18 protein-coding genes and 1 pseudogene are annotated in these 19095 nt (G+C 64.7%); 12 read left to right on the top strand and 7 right to left on the bottom strand.

The window, feature by feature from the left end; genetic code table 11:
* Positions 1-3: 3 nt before the first annotated feature.
* From IPL75_08400 to IPL75_08380, 5 genes are read left to right on the top strand one after another with little or no spacing between them, the layout of a single operon-like run.
* A complete protein-coding gene (locus IPL75_08400) occupies positions 4-2271 on the top strand; it encodes an MFS transporter (GenBank protein MBK9240280.1) in 2268 nt (755 codons plus the stop codon).
* On the top strand, positions 2264-4441 hold the full coding sequence (locus tag IPL75_08395; protein ID MBK9240279.1) for a molybdopterin oxidoreductase family protein: 2178 nt from the start codon (positions 2264-2266) through the stop codon (positions 4439-4441). The genes IPL75_08400 and IPL75_08395 overlap by 8 nt, the downstream gene beginning before the upstream one ends.
* Positions 4438-5028, top strand: a complete 591-nt coding sequence (locus IPL75_08390) for a 4Fe-4S binding protein (GenBank protein MBK9240278.1) — start codon at positions 4438-4440, stop codon at positions 5026-5028. Before IPL75_08395 ends, IPL75_08390 begins: the two co-directional genes overlap by 4 nt.
* Entirely contained in the window at positions 5025-5552 is a 528-nt protein-coding gene (locus IPL75_08385; protein ID MBK9240277.1) for a Rieske 2Fe-2S domain-containing protein, read from the top strand. Before IPL75_08390 ends, IPL75_08385 begins: the two co-directional genes overlap by 4 nt.
* A 2-nt stretch (positions 5553-5554) precedes the next feature.
* Positions 5555-5806 carry a hypothetical protein gene (locus IPL75_08380; protein ID MBK9240276.1) on the top strand — a complete coding sequence of 84 codons (252 nt, stop codon included), beginning with the start codon at positions 5555-5557 and terminating at the stop codon, positions 5804-5806.
* A 9-nt stretch (positions 5807-5815) separates the two neighbouring features.
* Here IPL75_08380 and IPL75_08375 read toward each other — a convergent pair whose 3' ends face one another.
* Complete coding sequence (locus IPL75_08375) at positions 5816-6499, bottom strand: Crp/Fnr family transcriptional regulator (protein ID MBK9240275.1); 684 nt, start codon at positions 6497-6499, stop codon at positions 5816-5818.
* 78 nt (positions 6500-6577) lie between these two features.
* Between IPL75_08375 and IPL75_08370 the strand changes: the two genes are divergently transcribed.
* Positions 6578-7861: a hypothetical protein gene (locus IPL75_08370; GenBank protein MBK9240274.1), complete on the top strand. Its 1284-nt coding sequence runs from the start codon at positions 6578-6580 to the stop codon at positions 7859-7861.
* A 14-nt stretch (positions 7862-7875) separates the two neighbouring features.
* Here IPL75_08370 and IPL75_08365 read toward each other — a convergent pair whose 3' ends face one another.
* The 5 genes from IPL75_08365 to IPL75_08345 form a co-directional block, all read right to left on the bottom strand.
* Positions 7876-8013 carry a hypothetical protein gene (locus tag IPL75_08365; protein ID MBK9240273.1) on the bottom strand — a complete coding sequence of 46 codons (138 nt, stop codon included), beginning with the start codon at positions 8011-8013 and terminating at the stop codon, positions 7876-7878.
* Between the two features lie 11 nt (positions 8014-8024).
* Positions 8025-8558, bottom strand: coding sequence for a class I SAM-dependent methyltransferase (locus tag IPL75_08360; GenBank protein ID MBK9240272.1), 534 nt, complete (start codon positions 8556-8558; stop codon positions 8025-8027).
* A 2-nt stretch (positions 8559-8560) separates the two neighbouring features.
* Positions 8561-9259, bottom strand: a complete 699-nt coding sequence (ric, locus tag IPL75_08355) for an iron-sulfur cluster repair di-iron protein (GenBank protein ID MBK9240271.1) — start codon at positions 9257-9259, stop codon at positions 8561-8563.
* A gap of 2 nt (positions 9260-9261) precedes the next feature.
* Positions 9262-9423, bottom strand: a complete 162-nt coding sequence (locus tag IPL75_08350; protein ID MBK9240270.1) for a DUF3079 domain-containing protein — start codon at positions 9421-9423, stop codon at positions 9262-9264.
* 97 nt (positions 9424-9520) lie between these two features.
* Positions 9521-10777, bottom strand: a complete 1257-nt coding sequence (locus tag IPL75_08345) for a hypothetical protein (GenBank protein MBK9240269.1) — start codon at positions 10775-10777, stop codon at positions 9521-9523.
* A 98-nt stretch (positions 10778-10875) separates the two neighbouring features.
* On the opposite strand from IPL75_08345, the gene IPL75_08340 reads away from it, so the two are divergent.
* The 3 genes from IPL75_08340 to IPL75_08330 all read left to right on the top strand — a co-directional run bounded on the left by IPL75_08340 (position 10876) and on the right by IPL75_08330 (position 14440).
* Entirely contained in the window at positions 10876-11916 is a 1041-nt protein-coding gene (locus IPL75_08340; GenBank protein ID MBK9240268.1) for a hypothetical protein, read from the top strand.
* A gap of 101 nt (positions 11917-12017) precedes the next feature.
* Entirely contained in the window at positions 12018-13535 is a 1518-nt protein-coding gene (locus IPL75_08335) for a CotH kinase family protein (GenBank protein ID MBK9240267.1), read from the top strand.
* The gene (locus IPL75_08330; GenBank protein MBK9240266.1) at positions 13532-14440 is read left to right on the top strand and encodes a DUF1259 domain-containing protein; all 909 of its coding nucleotides are present in this window, start codon (positions 13532-13534) and stop codon (positions 14438-14440) included. The genes IPL75_08335 and IPL75_08330 overlap by 4 nt, the downstream gene beginning before the upstream one ends.
* 201 nt (positions 14441-14641) lie before the next feature.
* Here the strand turns inward: IPL75_08330 and IPL75_08325 are convergent, their stop codons facing one another.
* Positions 14642-15256 (bottom strand): class I SAM-dependent methyltransferase, encoded by a 615-nt coding sequence (locus IPL75_08325; GenBank protein MBK9240265.1) that lies wholly within the window; start codon positions 15254-15256, stop codon positions 14642-14644.
* Positions 15257-15335: 79 nt separating this feature from the next.
* Between IPL75_08325 and IPL75_08320 the strand changes: the two are divergent.
* The 3 genes and pseudogenes from IPL75_08320 (at position 15336) to IPL75_08310 (ending at position 19093) form a co-directional block, all read left to right on the top strand.
* Positions 15336-17261 (top strand): annotated as a pseudogene (locus IPL75_08320) (FAD-dependent oxidoreductase).
* Positions 17258-17755: a Rieske 2Fe-2S domain-containing protein gene (locus IPL75_08315; GenBank protein MBK9240264.1), complete on the top strand. Its 498-nt coding sequence runs from the start codon at positions 17258-17260 to the stop codon at positions 17753-17755. The pseudogene IPL75_08320 and the gene IPL75_08315 overlap by 4 nt, the downstream one beginning before the upstream one ends.
* Positions 17756-17758: 3 nt before the next feature.
* Entirely contained in the window at positions 17759-19093 is a 1335-nt protein-coding gene (locus IPL75_08310; GenBank protein MBK9240263.1) for a cytochrome b N-terminal domain-containing protein, read from the top strand.
* Positions 19094-19095: the final 2 nt, after the last annotated feature.

Raw genomic sequence — 19095 nt, 5'->3', positions numbered from 1 at the left:
CACATGAGCTCAGGATCCGCGTCCACGCTGGAATCCGGAAATACACGGGCGCTCATCCTTGCGACGGGCGCCATGATGGTGTCGTTTCTCGGCTGGGCGCTGATTGGCGGCCTGGCCCCGCAGTTTGCCGCGCTATACAACCTGAATGCGTCGGCGACGGCATTCTTGGTGGCCGTGCCCGTCTTGCTCGGCTCGATCGCTCGGCTGCCCGTCGGCATGCTGACCGACCGGTTTGGCGGCCGGATCACCTTTTCGGCGGTCCTGCTCTGCGGTGCCGCCGCGGCGTGGTTGGTGCCACAGACGACGAGCTACCGCCAGTTGATCGGCGCCGCATTTTTGCTGGGGATAGCCGGGTCGTCATTCGCCGTCGGCGCGGCCTTTGTGTCCCGCTGGACGCCTCCGGAACGGCAGGGCACGGCACTCGGCGTATATGGCCTCGGCAACCTGGGACAGTCCTTCGCGGTGTTCGGTGGTCCTCTCCTGGCAGGAGCGGCCGGATGGACGACGGTGTTTTACAGCACCAGCGTGTTGCTGCTCGTCTTTGCGGTGGTTTTTGCTGTCTTCGCCCGCAATCCACCTGGCGTCGTGCGTCCGTCAGGACTGGCGCCGATGATTCGGGTGCTGACGCGGGAGCCCGTCGCGTGGCTGTTGGGCGCGTTTTACTTTCTGACGTTTGGCGGCTTCGTCGCCTTCTCCATTTATCTGCCGACACTCCTGCGCGATCAGTTTGGGTTGGCACCGGCTGACGCTGGCTTTCGTGCGGCAGGGTTTGTTGTCCTGGCCACCGCCATGCGTCCCGTGGGCGGATGGCTCGCCGATCGGGTCGGTGGTGCGCAGGTGTTGTCCTGGGTCTTCGGCGGGATTGCCCCCTTCGCGCTGTTTCTCGCGTGGCCGGAGATGGTGCCCTTTACGGTGGGCGCCCTTGCATGCGCCACGTTGATGGGTCTGGGCAACGGCGCTGTCTTCAAGCTGGTGCCTCAACACTTTCCGAAAGAAACCGGCACCGTGACTGGACTCGTCGCGGCCCTTGGGGGCCTCGGTGGATTTTTTCCTCCGCTCCTGCTCGGGGTCTTCCGTGACGCGTTCGGCGTGGCCTGGCCGGGATTCGCGCTGCTGTCGCTAGTGGCCGTCGTGCTCGGTGTGGCGAACCGTCGCGTCTTTGCCAGCGGCGAGCGCACGTGGCGGTTGGCACTTCCCAGTCTCACCAGGGCCAAGAGCGACCAGATTCGGGCCGCAACCTGGGCCACGATGTGGACGCTCGGCGTGTGCGCCTCGATTATTGTGGGATCGCGCAACCTGCAGAACTTCGACGCGGCGCTCGTGGTCTACACGTTCGCGGTCATCGTGGCGACGTGGGGCGTGGTCTTTCACTACACGGTGTGGGTGCAAAAGCCGCCGACCGAGGTCTACTGGCGTCGCGGGTTTGAACTGGCGCGCCAACTGGGTCCCATCGGCGCACTGCGGCGCTTGGTACCGCTGACCGCGACACACATCGTGGGCCAGACGTTCATCCGTGAGCGCTCGCGCCTGCGCTGGTGGATGCACTTGCTGCTCTCGTGGGGCACCATGCTGGCCGTCGCCATCACCTTTCCCCTGGTGTTCGGGTGGATTCACTTTGAATCGTTGCCCAACGATCAGATGACCTATGTCACCTACGTCTTCGGGTTCCCGACGATGTCGTTTGCGGTGCGGACGGTGACGTCATGGTTGCTCTTTCACGGTCTCGACATCGCGGCCGTGATGGTGCTGGCCGGGATCTCGCTGTCGTTGTGGCGGCGCATGCGTGATCGGGGCGCGTTTGCGGTCCAGACGTTTGCGATGGATTTTGTGCCGCTGCTGATGTTGTTTGCGATCTCGGTCACGGGGTTGGCCCTGACTGTCTCGGCAATGTATTTGCGCGGCAGTTTTTACGGGTTCCTGGCGATCACGCACGCCATCACGGTGATTGCCGGCCTGCTGTACGCGCCGTTCGGAAAATTCTTCCACATCTTTCAGCGGCCTGCGCAGTTGGGCGTGAAGCTGTATCAGGATGCCGGCGCGGCAGGTCCCGGCGCGCACTGCGCGCGGTGTGGCGAACGGTACACATCGGCGCTGCATCTGGGCGATCTCAAGCAGGTGCTGCCGCAGGTGGGGTTTGACTATGCAATGCCGGCACCGGTCGCGGCCTCTTCGAACGAGCCCCTGGGCCACTGGCAGGATCTGTGTCCGGCGTGCAAGCGGCGCACTGTCGCCTTCGCGCAGCTGAGAATCAAGGAGGCTGCCCGTGTCTGAGCGCCCGCCATTACAAGAGTTGATTGAGAAATACGGTCCCCACACCGCATCGGTCCCGCCGGGCGGATGGGAGTCGCGCGGGGATCACACCTCGGAAACCCTGGTGAAGACCCACTGCTGCTTTTGCGGGCAGCAGTGTGGCATCCAGCTGAAAGTGCGCGACAACACGGTGGTGGGCTTTGAGCCGTGGGAGGAGTTCCCCTTCAACAAGGGGAAGCTCTGTCCCAAAGGTGTGAAGCGCTATCTGCAGGGTGCCAGTCCCGATCGGTTGCTCGAGCCGTTGATGAAGGCGCCCGGGGAAGGGTTTCGTCCCGCCTCGTGGGAAGATGCCATGGCCTTCACCGCGCGCCGGATTCAGGAGATTCGCGCGGAACACGGCCCCGACTCCGTCGCGATTTATGGCGGCGCATCGCTGACGACCGAGAAGGCGTATCTGCTCGGCAAGTTTGCCCGGCTCGCGGTGGGCACCCGTCACATCGACTACAACGGGCGGCTCTGCATGGTGTCTGCCGGCACCGCGTACAAACTGGCGCTCGGGATCGATCGTGCGCCCAACAACTGGGCGGATATTCCGAGGGCGCAGGTGCTGCTGGTGGCCGGTGCGAATGTCGCCGAGTGTGCGCCCATTACGACCGATTACATCTGGCGATGCCGCGACAACGGCGGCCGCTTGATCGTGGCCGATCCGCGGATGACGCCGATTACGCGCAACGCGGACTTGTACCTGCCGGTGCGACCCGGCACCGACCTGCCGTTATATCTCTCGATGCTGCACGTCATCCTGCGCGACGGCCTTGAAGACCGCGCGTTCATCGACGCACACACCACCGGGTTTGAGCAGGCCGTGGCCTCCTCCCAGCGGTGGGATCCCCTGACCGCGGCCGAAGTCACCGGCGTGCCGCCGCAGTCAATCGAGACGGCCGCGCACTGGTTTGCGGAAGCGGATCGCGCCATGGTGCTGCACGCGCGCGGCGTTGAACATCACAGCAAGGGCGTGGAGAACTGTCTCTCGCTCCTGAATCTGTGCCTGGCCACGGGCAACTTCGGTCGCGAGGGCGCCGGGTGCGTGATGATCACGGGACAGGGCAACGGGCAGGGCGGACGTGAGCACGGGCAGAAGTGCGACCAGCTCCCCGGTGCACGGTCCATCAGCGATCCCGAGGCCCGCGCGCATGTGGCCGGCGTCTGGGGTGTGTCGCCTGACGAGATTCCACAGGCCGGTTACTCGGCCGTCGAGATCATGGAAGCGATCCATCGCGGCGAGATCAAGGCGCTGCTGTCGATCTGTTTCAACCCGCTGGTCTCGTTGCCTGATGCCGCTTTCACCCAGGAAGCGCTGGAGCGCCTCGAGTTTTTCGGCGTGGTGGACTTCTTTCTCTCGGAGACCGCGCATTTTGCCGACGTGGTGCTGGCCGGCAGCCTGCAGGAGGAACACGAGGGTGTGGTGTGCACCGCCGAAGGCCGCGTGGTGCACATCCGCAAGGCCGTTGACCCGCCGGGGCAGGCGCGCGAAGACTGGAAAATTTACGTCGACCTGGCGGCGCGCCTTGGCAAAGCGGATCTGTTTCCCTACACCGAGCCCAAAGACATCTTCGAGGAACTCCGGCACGCGTCCCGCGGAGGCACGGCCGACTACTACGGCATTACCTACGACCGTCTGGACAAGGAGATGGGCGTGTTCTGGCCGTGCCCGGCGGAGGATCATCCCGGCACCCCGCGACTTTTTGAAGGTGGCCATTTCCACTTTCCGGATGGACGTGCGCGCATTCTCCCGACCGAGTACCGCGAGAGCGGCGACCCGGTGGATTCATCCTTCCCGGTGTATCTGACCACCGGACGAGTGGTGAGCCAGTACCTCTCCGGAACGCAGACCCGTCGCATCGGGCCGCTCGTCGATCAATGCCCGGCGCCTCGCGTCGAGATGCACCCCACGCTGGCGGCGGTCCACGGACTGCAGAACGGCGACAACGTGACCGTCACCACACGCCGGCGCGCCATCACACTCGCCGTCCACATTGTCAAGACTATTCGCCCTGACACGGTGTTTATCGCCTACCACTGGCCTGATCGCCAGAGTGCCAATCAATTGACGCATCGGACCCTCGACCCGCGCAGCAAGATTCCGGAGTTCAAGGTGTCTGCGTGCCGGCTGGAGAAAGCCACCGCATGAGTGATCTCGAATTTTTTGTGGATCCGTCGCGCTGTATCGGATGTATGTCCTGCGTCAATGCGTGCGCGGAGTGCGACACCCATCGTGGCCACGCGATGATCCACGTGGACTTCCTTGATCGGGAGGAGAGCACGGCGACGGTCCCGTTTGTGTGTATGCACTGCGAAAATCCGACCTGCGCGCAGGTGTGTCCGGCCGATGCGATCAAGCAGACCGAAGACGGCGTCGTCCAGTCGTCGCTCAAACCGCGGTGTGTCGCCTGTTCAAACTGTGTCGTTGCGTGCCCCTTCGGCATTCCAAAGATGCCCTCGCGCCTCGAGCAGATGATGAAATGCGACATGTGTTACGACAGAACGTCGGTGGGCAAGAAGCCGATGTGCGCCACGGTGTGCCCGAGCGGCGCGCTCGCGTTTACGCTCCGGTCCACCATCAAAAGCGAACGCCGGGAGGTGCCCGTCAACGAGTTCATCTTTGGCCGGCAGACGGTCAGGACAAAGGTGCACATGCTGGTGCCGGCCGGCACCAGCACGATCAGTCTTGATGTGCTCGACCACCTGTGGGTTTCGCACAAAGGAGTACCGCAATGACCCCGCCGACCTTGCCTCCCCCGCCGCCTGAGGGCGACCCGCTCTGGCGCGACGAGTTCTCGGTGTACGCGGCCGAGGAGCGTTACGTCAGCCGCCGCCAGTTTGCGAAATTTCTGACGCTCACCAGTGTCGGCATGTTCGTCGGGCAGGTCTGGATTCTCGCCAAGGCGTGGATGACGCCGAACCCCACCTACCCCGTGGTGGCCATCGCCAACGTGGCCGACATTCCTGTGCAGGGCGTGAAGTTGTTCCGGTACCCGGCCGAACATGACACCGCCATCATGGTGCGCACCGACGCGGAGACCTTCGTGGCCTACAGCCAGAAGTGCACCCATCTGTCGTGCGCGGTGTTTTATGCGCCCGAGCGCAAGCGGCTGGAGTGCCCGTGTCACGAGGGGTACTTCGCCGTGGATACTGGCCGGGTGCTGCAGGGCCCGCCGCCCCGGCCCCTGCCGCGCATCCTGCTGCGCCGGGACGGCGAAACGATTCTCGCTGTAGGCGTGGACAATCACGCGGAAGGGTAGGTATGGAGTCCAGACCCAGCAAGAAAGGACTGACGGCCCTTGACGCCGCACTCACCATGATCGTGGTCCTGCTGATCGTCCAGATGTGGCTGCTGACCGCGACCCTGGAGTCGTACCTTGCCGGGCATGTCGATGTGGTGATGCCGGGGCTGGGCGTCTCGGCGCTGCTCATGGCCGCCTGCCTGGCACTCTATGCGTTTGTCCGGCGCATCGACCATGAGGTGAGGCGCGCCAGACTTCGAAGCCACCAGTAGGCTGGGCGCTCAGGTCGAGGCGAGGGCCGCCAGGACCTTCGGCGCACGAATCAGCAGGTGCCGCTTGCGCGACTCAAGGACGCCGTCCGTCTCCCACTGTGAGAGCGTCCGGCTCACGGTGTACAGCGTGGTGCCGACCAGGTCGGCCAGTTCCTGCCTGGTCAGGGGATGAGTGATGAGCACCCCCTCCGCTGTCTGACGTCCGCACTGCCGCACGAGTCGCATCAGCGTAATCGCAAGCCGCGCCCCAACGCGCAGTGTCGTCATCTCACGCACACGGGTCAAGGCATCAGTCATGTGGGCCGTCATCTCCCGCATGATGTTGGAGCGCACCATGGGGTGAGTCTCCAGCATCGCCCTGAGTGTGTCGGCCTTCCAGGTGAGGAGACGGGTCGGTTCGACCGCCAGTGCGCTCACCGGATACGGCGCGTGTTCGAGCGCGACAACGCCCCCAAACGGCTCACCGGGGCCCACAAACCGTACGATGAGCTCGGTGCCCTGAGCCGTGTCCTGCAGGATTTTCAGTGCGCCCTGATCCACGAGGCAAAACTGAGTGGCGGGTTCACCTTGGCGGGCAACCCAGTGTCCGCTCCGAACCGAGATGCTCTGGGCGCAGGCCAGACAGGCGTGACGTGCCTCATCGCTCAGGCCGTCAAAGACCCGGGAGTGGGACGCGTCGCGGCGGGTATCCATCCGGGCAATTGTACTGATTGTGGGCGAACCTTGCGCTTGCGCAAAGACGAGGCGCGCGCTGGTCGGTACGGTGGACACATGGATATCACCGGGGGCGTCCCAGGGCGGCTGATGTCGCCCTCGTCCAACCTGCCGCTGCTGTACTTTGGGGTCGCACACGTCAGTCTCGCGCTCGCGTGTGTCGCGCTCGTGGCGTGGCCCGGGTTGCCCGGGCCCTTCTTTTTTCATCCAAAGATGGTGGCGCTGATCCACCTGCTGACGGTGGGGTGGTTGACCGGGTCCATCCTCGGCGCGTTCTACATCGTCGCTCCACTCGCGCTGCGGATGCCGTTCCCCGTGACTCGCGTCGACTGGATATTGGCTCTTGGATCTGGCGCAGGACTCGCGGGCATGGTGTTGCAGGCCTGGGCCGCGCGGTATGACGCCTTCGTTCTGTACGCGCTTCCAGTGGGCCTGGCGTGTCTGTGGGTGGCGTTGCGGGCGTGGCGTGGGCTCATGACCGCGGTGGTGCCATGGCCGGTGAAACTGCACATCGCGTTGGCATTCGTGAACCTCATCGCGGCCATCGGGTACGGCGGGATCATCGGGTGGGACAAGGCCCGTGGCACGCTGGCGTATTCCCCGATGTTGTTGGCCTTTGCGCATGCCCATCTGGCGGCGATTGGTTTTGCGCTGATGATGGTGGTGGGACTGTCGTACCGGCTGATTCCGATGTTCCTTCCGGCGGCCATGCCTACCGGCGCGTCACTCGCCTGGAGTGCGGTGCTGATCGAGGCGGGACTCATCGTATTGGTGCTGGCGTTGCCTGGTGGCCATCCGGCGGTGGCGGCCGGCGCGTTGCTGATAGTGGCGGGCCTCGTCATGTTTGTCCGGAAGATTCGAGGCGCCCTCGCGCATCGGATGCCCAGGCCACCGGCGTTGCCGGCGCGTGACTGGTCCACGTGGCAGACACACACGGCACTTCTATGGCTTGGCGTCGCGATTGTGTCTGGCCTGATCCTGACGATGAAGCCCGTGTCTTCGTCGACCATCCCGCTCATGTGGGTGTACGGCACTGCGGGTCTGGTGGGGTTTCTTACACAAATCGTGGTCGGCATGCAGGGCCGACTTGTGCCGATGTACCTCTGGTATCGGGCGTGGGCTCTTCACCCTGGGGCGCCGCCTGCCGTGGCTGCGAACGCCTTGCCATCGGCCGCCTGGGCACGGCCGTTGTTTGTCATCTGGGTGGCCGCCGTGCCGACGCTCACATGGGGGTTCGCGTCACACAACTCCGCCGCCACCAACGCGGGCGCGGGGCTGCTCCTGTGTGGCGTGCTCACCAATGCGGCGTATCTGCTGTCAATGATGCGCCGCCTGCGCTGATCGTCAGCCGTGCGTCACGCGCGCCGCCGGAACGCCGCCTCGTAGATCACGGGCCCGCCGCGCTGGGCGGTGGCCGCCGTGGGTCGGTTGTACTCCCGCAGCGGCACGCCCGGATCCGGATCGAATCCGCCGACCGCCATTTCCGTCAGCAATTGCTCCTCTGTCAGGAAACACTGCGGCCGTCCGGAGAACTGTGTGAAGACGAAGGACTCTCCGGCCACCGGTGGCGCCGAATCAGGCAGCGTGTGGCGCGAGAAGGTAAAGACAAAGAGCGCGGCGCTGGGCTTCGCCACACGGGCGCCTCGCGGACGGATTGACGAAACTGTGCACTTGATGTGGCGAGGTTCCAGATGCCGTGCGCGATGACCAGGTCTGCGCTCGCGTCGCCGACCGGCAGCCCCTCCATCGGCGCCAACATGCATTGCACACGCGCTGACACGCCCGAATTTTCGACACGCTCGATGGCGGCGTCCAACATCGGTTGCGAGAGATCGGTTCCGATGACCGACCACCCCATCTCGGCCAGCGGCACCGCATTCCGTGCGGCACCGCAGCCGATGTCCACGGCAGTGCCCTGGCCACCGATCCGATCCAGCTCAGCGCGCGCGAAGGCCATCAGGACCTCGTTGGGCGACGCCGTCGAAAAGCCGGACACGGTGCCAGGTGCGCTCCACGGGGTGCCGGCCAGGGGATCCATGGTCAGGCTCGCCCTCTTTCGATCGCTCGTGGAAACAGGATGTTGTTCTCGAGATGAATATGCACGTGCATGTCTCGTTCGAGTTGTTCGAGACCATAGAACAATCCCTGGAATGTGGGGCATGCGCCAGCAGGCAACTGATAGTCTCCGGTGACCTGCCGCATGGCCGCCAGCGCCGCGCCCGCCTGCACGTGTTCGTGTTCCATCACCTCGACAGGGCCGGCAATCCAGCTGCCACCATCTGCCGCCTGGCCGCGGTCGATGGCGACAATGGCAGGAAACAGGACCTGGTCTTCCTTGCTCATGTGATCGAGCAATTCAGACATCAAACCCCGGAACTCCCGCTGGAGGGGCCCGAGCATCGCCGGGTAGTGCTCGCCATGCCGCTCCACCACTTTGTCGATCATCGCTGACAAACGTGGCAGTTCTTCTCTGAGGGGTTGGTGGAACCGCGCTTGAATGTGGGCCACGAGGTCGCTCATTGGCGCCTGCTGCCAATTTTGTTCGTCGGTCCTCTCGGCTGTAGACCGCGCCAGCTCCGTCAGGACTCGGTCAACATCAAGACCGTGCTCCGCGCACGCCTCCGCGATGGGCCGATGTCCTCCACAGCAGAAGTCGATACCGTGCTGTTGAAATACCTTGATGGTTGCCGGCGACGCCGACGCGGCCTCCGAGACATGCATGTCTTTCGTAAATTCCATGATCAATCCTCCTTGCGCTGTTCCGATTCGTGGCACCAGTCGGGCCCGAAGATTTCGATGGGATGCATCGCTCTGACGACCTCGTTGCCGCAGCGCAGATCGTCAGACGGGCAGTAGTGGTCGCAGCCCCAACAGACACGCTCGGGGTGGGCGGGCCGGGTGATCGCAGGCGACGAGACGAGGCCTTGGGCGTGACGCACAATCACATCCTACGGAACCATGGCTGGCGTGTCTTTGCGCCAGCGCAATGTCACCACCGTCTCACGCATGCGCGGCCTGGAATGGCGTCTGCCTCATGCGACGCAGCCGCCGTGAAAACACCGACGCGAATATCTGCTTCTGCACCGCGAGTTTGGCGCGCTGCCAGTGAAAAGAGCGGTCTGACAGGTCGTGGCATTCCTCGGGCAGGAGCACCAACGAGACGTGGACGTTCGGCGCGCACCCAATTGGCAGACCCTGCTCCATGCACGCTTCGTAGAGTCGGCGAAACACCGGCACCAGCGGCTCGGCGTCCGGCGGCAGAAGGTGTTCGTAGTCGGTACCCCGCAGCGGCCGGAAGACACACACGGTGGGAATAGCGCCGACCGACGTCATCCAGTCGATCGCGGCGATGGACGACTCGGGCGGCTCCAGCCCAGCAATGATTTCGCCGTTGGTGACCCACGGTTCGGTTCGGGGCCCTCGTGCGCCGAGCTGGGCGCAGTATCGGATCGCGTCAAGATACCGGCCGTGTCCGTAGGTCGCCGCCTTGCCGGGGCAGACCTCCACAAACCGCTCCTGGTCCCAGACCTCGAAGCAGAACGACACACGGTTGACTCCCATGGCGCGCAGTGCGTCATACCGAGACAAATCGTGGTGCGGTGGCGTCTGCACGCCGACCAGAAGACCGAAGCGTTCCTTGACCGCGCGGACGTACGGTTCGACAATGTCGAGGTAGGTGTCACCGGCGTAATGGCCGGTGTTGAAGTCGATGTAGGTGATGCCCGACAGTCGACGCGCCGCTGCCACCACATCCATGACGTCGTCGAGTGACTTCTCGGTCGCTTCGTCGACGCCAAGATTGAGGCCCACCGAGCAGAAGCCGCAGTTGCTGCGCTCGGGCTGTGGCACCCAGAAGTCGCACACGCGGGCCGGGTAGATGCCGAGGTACGTGCCCTGCAGCGTGCCGACGCGAGTCATCGGCGTGCCGCCCGACGTGCGGGAGTCGTACCACGACGGCCGAGGGGACAGGCTGACCGGCCCGACCACCTCTCCCTCGCGAATGAGCCGATAGGTCCCCTCCTGGCGCACGAGTCGATACGGCGATGTGGCCGCGAACGACTCGAGCACGGGCACGTTGGTCCAGAGACCGCCAGGCAGAATCAGTTCGAGCCCACTCCCCAGGCCGGCGCGTGTGCGCATGATTTGACGGCCACCGTCATCACCGACCAGGCACGAGTCGTCGACGAGGAGCCCCCGGCAGTACAGGTCGAGCTTGAGGAGGGATGGCCGATCTCGAACTGCGGACAGGGACAACATGGCGGGAACTCCCAGGTAACCCTATCGTCGGCGCCTCGCCGGGACTATGACCGTCGTCATAGCGCTGTCGGCATCAGAATTGTGTACTCTCACGCCGAGTGTCCCCCACCATACGCCCACGGGATCGAGCCCTTGCCGCGCTTATCTGGACTGGTGTGGTTGGCGTGGCCGCGCTGGACCTCTGGTTCCCGCCCGGGTTTGCGGTCCCACTCCTGTTCATTCCCCTGGTCTTCCTCGCCGCTGGTAGACAGCAGCAGACTCCTTCGCGCGATCTCGTGACGGCCGTGGCAGTCGCGGCCACGGTGTGGACCGTGGTGGAGGTCGCGGTGTTCGCTGAGGGAGGCGACCTGAAGGCCGGCCTGTTTAATCGGGGACTCGTGCTGGCGGCGATCTGGCTGGCGGTGTGGGGTGTCCGGCGACACCGTGCGCTGGAGGTCGAGTGGCGTGCGGAGGCGGCGATGGCCCATGTGGGTCGGATGGCCGGTGTGATGGCCCATGAGATTCGCAATCCGCTGGCCGGTGTGCGCGCGGGCCTCCAGGTGTTGAGCCGTCGCGTCGCCGACTCACCCAATGCGACGGTCGTCGCCGAGATGATCGCCAGACTCGATCGTCTCGGCCAGATCGTCGAGAGCCTGCTCCGTTACGCACAACCCGTTGAGCCTCGACGGGCGCCTGTTCGCGTCAGCGACCTGGTGGACGATGCGTGTGATCTGGCGGAGCGCGACGCCGAGTTTGTGGGTATCGAGTTCACGCGAGAGTGCGACGACACCATTGTGATTGTTGATCCAGCGCAGATCGCGCTGGTGCTGGCGAGCCTGCTGCGCAACGCCGCACAGGTCATGCCCGGCGGCGGCCACATCGCCGTGCGGGTGAAGAGCGAGCACGAGACGTGCACAATACGCATTGCGGACAGCGGCCCCGGCATTCCACCCGAGCAGCGCGCGAGGGTTGGCGAGGCATTCTTCACCACCAAGGCACAAGGGCCGGGTCTCGGCATCGCGACCGCCCGCCGCCTTCTGGCGCCATACGGAGGGACACTCACCTTTGAGTACCCGCCCTGCGGTGGGACGACCGCAGTAATTCATCTGCCCAGTTTCGACACCAGCCGCGCCAGTGTCGTGGGGATGCGTGACGCGTAGTCAGCGGGCCTTTCTGTCGGCCGGTCACCCGTTCATCGTCCGGCGGGGCCGTCGTATGTCCCGACGACACCTGTTTCAGCGTAGAGTCAACCAGCCCAGCCATGCCCCGACTGCTTTCCCTGCTCACACTGTCTCTGATCGTCGCTGTTGCGGTTCCACTTGGCCAGTCCATGACACCCCAGCAGGCGCCGGCCACACAGGGGCCGCCGGCCGGTCGCGGGCGGGGCGGCGTTCCCGTCCAGGGGGCCGAGCCGGACATCGTGCTCGTTGATCGCTTCGACAAGGATGGGAACAAGCGACTCGACTACCTGGAGCGCACCGCTGCCCGTGAATATCTTGCCGCGCACCCCGAACTTCGCCGGACTGTCCGGCCGCCGGCGATGACACGACGCGGCACCCCCGGCCCCAGGCTCGCACCGAACGGCGTTCGGGCCGTTCAATCCGCCGTGTCGCTCTACGACGCGAGCACACTGCGGACTCTCTTCCTGCAGTTCGAGCGCGACGACTGGGAGCAGGAACTGGCCGCGTTTTACCATACCGATGTCGAGGTCCCGGCCACCGTCATCGTCGATGGCAAGACCTATCGGGATGTGGGCGTCGGTTTTCGCGGCAACAACTCGTACACGGCGGTGCCCGAAAGCCTGAAGCGCCCGCTGACGCTCTCGTTCGACTCGGTGCATGCCGATCAGCACCTGCTGGGATACCGCACACTCCACCTGCTCAACTCGAATCAGGACCCGACGTATCTTCGTAGCGTCCTCTACCTCGACGTTGCACGGGAATACATCCCGACGCTCAGAGCCAACTTCATGCGCGTCGTCATCAACGGCGAAAGCTGGGGTGTGTATCCGAACCAGCAGGCGTTCAACAAAGACTACCTGAGGGACGTCTACAAGGACTCCTCGGGCAAGCAGTGGAAGTCGCCCAACAACTCGGTCGGCGGCGGCCTGTCGTATCTAGGCGACGACGTGGCCTTGTATCGGCGCTGGTATGAAATGAAGGGCAAGGACGACCCGGCGGCGTGGACCGCGTTGATGCACGTCACCAAGGTCTTGAACGACACGCCGGCGGAGCAGCTGGAGCGGGCGCTGGCGCCGATCATGGATGTGGATGGCGTCCTGAAGTTCCTGGCGCTCGATGTGGCCTTGATCAATGGCGACGGTTACTGGAACGACGGGAGCGATTTCAACCTGTACTTCGATGCGAAAGGCCGGCTGCATCTGACGCCGCACGACGCGAACGAGGGATTCCGCGGCGGCGGCCGTGGCGGCCCGGTGCTCGATCCATTGACCGCACTCGACGATTCGAACAAGGCGCTGCGCCACAGGCTGCTGGCGGTGCCTGCGCTGCGGACCCGGTACCTCGCCTACGTGGGAGACATCGCCGGGAAGTGGCTCGATTGGAGCCGGCTGGGACCGATGGTGGAGCGGTACCAGACGCTCATCGCTGCAGACGTGGCCAGTGACACCCGAAAGCTGGACACGACGGAAGCATTCACGACTGGCGTGCACGGCGACGGCAAAACGGCGGCTGCGGCGACCACGATCAAGGGGTTCGCCGGGCAGCGGCAGGCGTTTCTTCTCAATCACCCGGACGTTAAAGGAGCTCGCGCCAAATGAAGTTCTCTCTCACCGCACTCGCCCTTGTTGTATTCACGCCGATCGTAGCCGCGGCGCAAGTCGTGCCCGAACCGTACCAAACGGTCCTCACGACGCTCGGCAAGTCCGGAGACTTCAAGGACGACGTCCTCAAGGTCAACATCCCGCGCGGCGATGTGACGGTCACGATTGCGGGTCGCCCCGCGCCGACGCCGTTCGGCTTCGGCGGATGGGTCGCATTTGCGAAGGGCGACGACGACATGGACGTGATGATGGGCGACCTCGTGCTCACCGAGGATGAAGTGAACCCGGTGATGTCTGCGATTCTCGCCAACGGCCTGCAGGTCACCGCGCTGCACAATCACTTCTTCTGGGATCAGCCGCGTATGTTCTACATGCACGTGCACGGCCATGGCACGGCGGCGGCAATCGCGAAGCAGCTCAGGCCGGCCGTCGATCTCATCAATGGATTTGGGGCGAAGCGCCCGACGCCCGTCGCAGCTGCGACGCCGGCCGCGGCCACGCCGGCACTGGACACGGCGGCCCTCGCGAAGATCATCGGCGCGGCGGGTGATCAGAACGGTGCGGTTTACAAGATCACAATCGGCCGGCCGGACATTGAGATGCGTGAACACGGCGCCCTGGTGAACAGCCGGATGGGACTGAACACCTGGGCCGCATTCACCGGCCGTGATGCCGACGCGATGGTCGCGGGCGATGTGGCCATGCTCGAACACGAGGTGACGCCAGTGCTCGCGGCCCTGCGGGCCAACGGGCTCGACATCGTGGCGATCCACCACCACATGACTGACACGCGTCCCGTGGTGATCTTCCTGCACTATTACGGCACCGGGCCGGCCGTTCGACTGGCGCAGGGTATCCGCGCGGCGCTGGACCTGCTGGGGAAGGGCGCACCGGCCAGGTAATGGCGCGGCCCGCAGAATCTGCAGGCCGCCTTTGTCCATCGCTACCTGCCGCCGTTCGGAACCCTGCAACTCGTCTATCAGCGCGGCACTGCCGCCTTGGGGCAGCGGTCGGACCAGGGACATACGCTGTTTCTGAAGCGACGACCGTCTTCTGATTCTGATCCCCCTCGAGTCAGGTTCGCGTACGCACGAGGTCCAGGGTCAGTGCGTGCGCGCGAACCGTGAGTACTGGAACGATTGCGTGGCGCCCCACGGCGTGGTGTGGATCTGCGGTACGGCGTCAACAAGCGTGAAGTCACTGCCGAGGACAGCGGCCAACGCCTGTGGGGAATACCGTGCCACCGGAAGTCCGCTGCATTTCTCCGGGCCATCCGGGGCGAACGTGGCAATAATCGCCGTGCCCGTCATCTTGACGGTCTCTCGCAGGTGTTTCAGGTACAGCGCACGATCGTGCGCGTCGGTCAGAAAGTGAAAGACGGCGCGGTCGTGCCAGATATCCATAGGCTTCAGGGACCAGTCGCCGGTGACATCGGCCTGGATCCACGTCGGGGAGGCCGGCGCTGCACCCAGCCGGGCCCTCGCCCTGTCGAGCGCGGCCTGCGACACATCCAGCACCGCCAGGCACTCAAGCCCGAGGCCAATCAGCGCATCCACCAGATGGGAGTCGCCTCCGCCGACGTCGATCACGCAGGAATCAGCGGTGAGCCCCGCGTCCCGCATCAGACGGAGCGAGACGTCAGGCACATCCTGAAACCAGCTGACCTCGCGTTCGCCTTTTGTGGTGTACACCACTTCCCAGTGCTGCGCCCGATCCATGCCCAAATCCTACGCCGAAACGTGCGTATGACCGGCGTCATAACGGGGCCACTCAGCCACCCCGTAAGTTGCACGAGTCATGGCCATCCACGCCCGTTTCCCCGACCTCGCGCACTGGAAGGGACAAGTCAAATGCCAGACGGCGTGCCCTGTGCAGACCGATGCCGGCCGCTACGTCCAGCTGATCGCCGACGGGCACGACAAGGAGGCCTTCCTTGTCGCCCGTGCCCCGAACCCGTTTGCGTCGGTCTGCGGGCGCGTGTGCGCTGCGCCGTGTGAAGACGCGTGCCGGCGGGGGGCGATTGACGCGCCGGTGTCAATTCGTGCGCTGAAGCGGTACGTGACGGAACAGTACGGTGCCGAGTCCGTGCGTCCGGATACCCAGGACGAACTGCGGCCGTACGGCGTGCATGACGGCAATCGCTACATCGACCAGTTGCCACTGGGGTCACAGATCTAATCAGCCGGACCTGCCCCAGGCCGGAAGGTGGCCGTAATCGGTGCTGGGCCCGCAGGTCTTTCCGCCGCCCACGACCTGGCGCTGCTCGGCCATCAGGTCACCGTGTTCGAGGCAGGAGATGAGCCCGGCGGCATGATGCGGTACGGCATCCCCGAATACCGGCTCTCCCGCAGCTTGCTTCGCGCGGAGATCGACAAAATTCTCGCCCTCGGCGTCACGCTCAAACTCCGCACTCCGTTGTCGGCCGATTTTGGCCTCTCGCATCTCAAGGCGGAAGGGTTCGTTTCCGTCTTCCTCTCAGTCGGCGTCTCGCGCGGTCGCGACCTGCAGGCGCCGGGCGTCGAACTGGACGGCGTGGTCAAGGCCGTGGACTACCTGTTGAATGTGAATCGCGGTTTCCGGATGGACCTCGGCCGCCGGGTCGTGGTCATCGGTGGCGGCTTTGTGGCGTTTGACGCCGCCCGCACGGCATTGCGTGTGAGCCATGAGGCCGATCTCGACGCCCTCGAGGGCGCGGCCGATGCCCGGGCCAAGGAGGCTATCGACTCGGCCCGCGCTGCGCTGCGCGGTGGCGCAGGCGAAGTCACGATGGTGTCGCTTGAGCACTTCGATGAAATGCCGGTGCTGCGCACGATGCAGGGCCACGACGAGTTCGAGGAGGCGCAGAAGGAAGGCGTCCGCTTTCTCACCCGTCGCGGACCGCGCCGCTTCGTCGGCACCGACGGCCGACTCACGGCCGTCGAACTTCGCGCGGTCCACTCGGTCTTTGACGACACTGGCCGCTTTGCGCCGGTGTATGACGACGACGATGTCGTCGTCGTGAATACCGACGCCTGCATTCTGGCGATTGGGCAACAACCTGACCTCGCATTCCTGGCGCAGGCCGACGGTGTTGACCTTCAACCTTCGGGGACCATTCGCGTCGATCCGGTCACACTGGCCACCAGTGCTCCCGGCATATTCGCGGGCGGCGATGTCGCGTTTGGTCCCCGAAATCTCATCCAGGCGGTCGCCAACGGCAAACTGGCCGCGCGATCGATGCACCAGTTCCTGACGCATCAGCAGGCGCGCATCGAAACACATCTGGCCATCGAGGCGTTGCCGACGTCGACCTATCAGATGGCGGCCGGCTTTGAGCACCTCGACCGCGCCGCCGCCCCAACCCTCGACATCGGTCGTCGCACGGGTATTGCCGAGGTGGAGACCGGCTACGGTCCTGAGGCTGCCAGGGAGCAGGCCGCCCGGTGCCTGGTCTGTCACGTGCAGACCATCTACGACCCCGAACTATGCGTCCTCTGCAATCGCTGCGTGGATATCTGTCCGGAGTACTGCCTGGCCTTTGTGCCGCTGGAGGAGGTCGCGCTGCCGGAGGGCGAGCGCGAGGCCGTCGCCGCCCGCGTGGGCGAGACGCCACTGCCGCTCACAGCGCTGGTCAAGGATGACGACCGGTGCATTCGGTGCGGGTTGTGCGCCATCCGGTGCCCCACCGGGGCGATGACGATGGAACGTTTTTCGATCACTGACAGTTGGGCGGAGGTTTCATGAGTACGAATCGTCGCGATTTCCTGATCACACTCGGCACTGGCGCCGGAGTCTGTGCGCTCGGGGCGCAGGGCGTGGCCTCGTTACGGTCACTGGCGCCCAACGTGTCGTACGACGCGCCGACGACGGTGAAGCTTGGTCCGCCGGCCGAGTTTCCCGATGGGCTGAAGTTCCTCGCAGACGAGCGACTGTTTATCTTCCGCAACGGCAACACATTCCACGCCGTGTCGGCGGTCTGCACACATCTGGGATGCACGGTGCGGGCCGAGGCGTTGCCCAAACCGGAGACGGTAGAGGTGGGGGGATCACCGCTGCGCCTGACGCACCAGTTCAGTTGTCCGTGTCACGGGTCCCACTACACCGGTGATGGCACCAACACATCAGGGCCCGCGCCGAAACCACTGTCGTGGTACCGGCTGTCGGTCGCGGCTGACGACGGGCAACTCGTGGTCGACCTGGCCGAGGAAGTCGGCCGTGATTTTCGCTTGACGGTGTGATCCATGGCGACACCCTTGCAACATCCTGAAGCCCCCGGCGTGCGGCCTCGCCGGTTCTGGAGCATCCGTCCCCGCTCCGATCGCGATGCCGGTGACGCGATCACGTCAAACTTCCTCCTGCACGCGATGCCGGCGAAAGTGTCGAAGGCCTCGATGGCGTGGACGTATTCGTTCTGGCTCGGCACGATCACGGCGGCGTTGTTCCTGCTGTTGACCCTGTCGGGCTTGCCGCTCCTGTTCCTGTATGTGCCGTCGGTGGAGCGGGCGTATCAGTCCGTCAAGGACATTGAGTACGTGGTCTCGTACGGCCGGTGGCTCCGGTCCGTGCACCGCGTGGCCGCGCACGGCATGGTGATCACGGTGATGCTGCACCTGGCGCGAGTGTTCTTCACCGGCGCGTACAAAAACGGCGTGGGCCGCAACCAGCATCGCGAATGGAACTGGGTGATCGGCGTCGTCCTGCTGCTTCTGACGTTGTTCCTGTCCTTTACCGGATATTTGCTGCCGTGGGACCAGTTGGCGTTCTGGGCCGTGACGGTCGGCACCAACATCGCGTCGGCGATTCCGTGGGTGGGGCCCTCTATGCGCGAGTTGTTGATCGGCGGCCGCGAGATCGAACAAGCCACGCTGATTCGGTTTTACGTCCTGCACATCGTGGTGTTGCCTGGCGCTGTGGCCGCGCTGTTCGGGTACCACATGTGGCGGGTGCGCAAAGACGGTGGTCTGGCGCGGGCGGATCGTGAGGAACTGCTGGAGACGCCCAGGGACGTCGCACCGACGCCGACCAAGACCTACACGCTGCTGGGGGTGGCGCGGGGCACTGCGCCGACGGTCACCGCGAAGACGCTCACCGCCGCCGACACCACCGTGAACGCGGTGCCTGACCTTGCGCGGCGGGCGATGATTGCCACGCTCGGCACGATCGCGCTGATCAGCATCCTGTCGGTGTTCATTGCGTCGCCTCTCGAAGAACCGGCGAACCCCCTCATCACGCCGAATCCCGCGAAGGCGCCCTGGTACTTCCTCTGGCTGCAGGAAATCGTCACCGACACGACGATCCATCTCGGCAGTTTCACCATCAACGGCGCGTTCATCGGCGGCGTGATTCTCCCGGGCCTGCTTGTCGGCCTCTTGACGGTGTGGCCGTGGCTCGACCGGAGTCCGCGTCAGGCCACGGGCGAATGGTTCCCGCCCGCGCGTCGTACGCAGAACCTCGTGTTTATTGCAGTGATGGTGGCGATTCTGCTGCTGACCTACATCGGCATGGAGATGCGCGGACCGTATTGGGAGTTCTTCTGGCCGTGGGAAACCTGGCCGAGCCTGCCGTCGAGGATTTGAGC

This window comes from Acidobacteriota bacterium (assembly GCA_016716905.1).
In the GTDB taxonomy this organism is placed as follows: Bacteria; Acidobacteriota; Vicinamibacteria; order Vicinamibacterales; family SCN-69-37; genus SYFT01.
The sequence above is the reverse complement of the archived record's forward strand: the minus strand, read 5'-3'. Positions and strand labels throughout refer to the sequence as shown.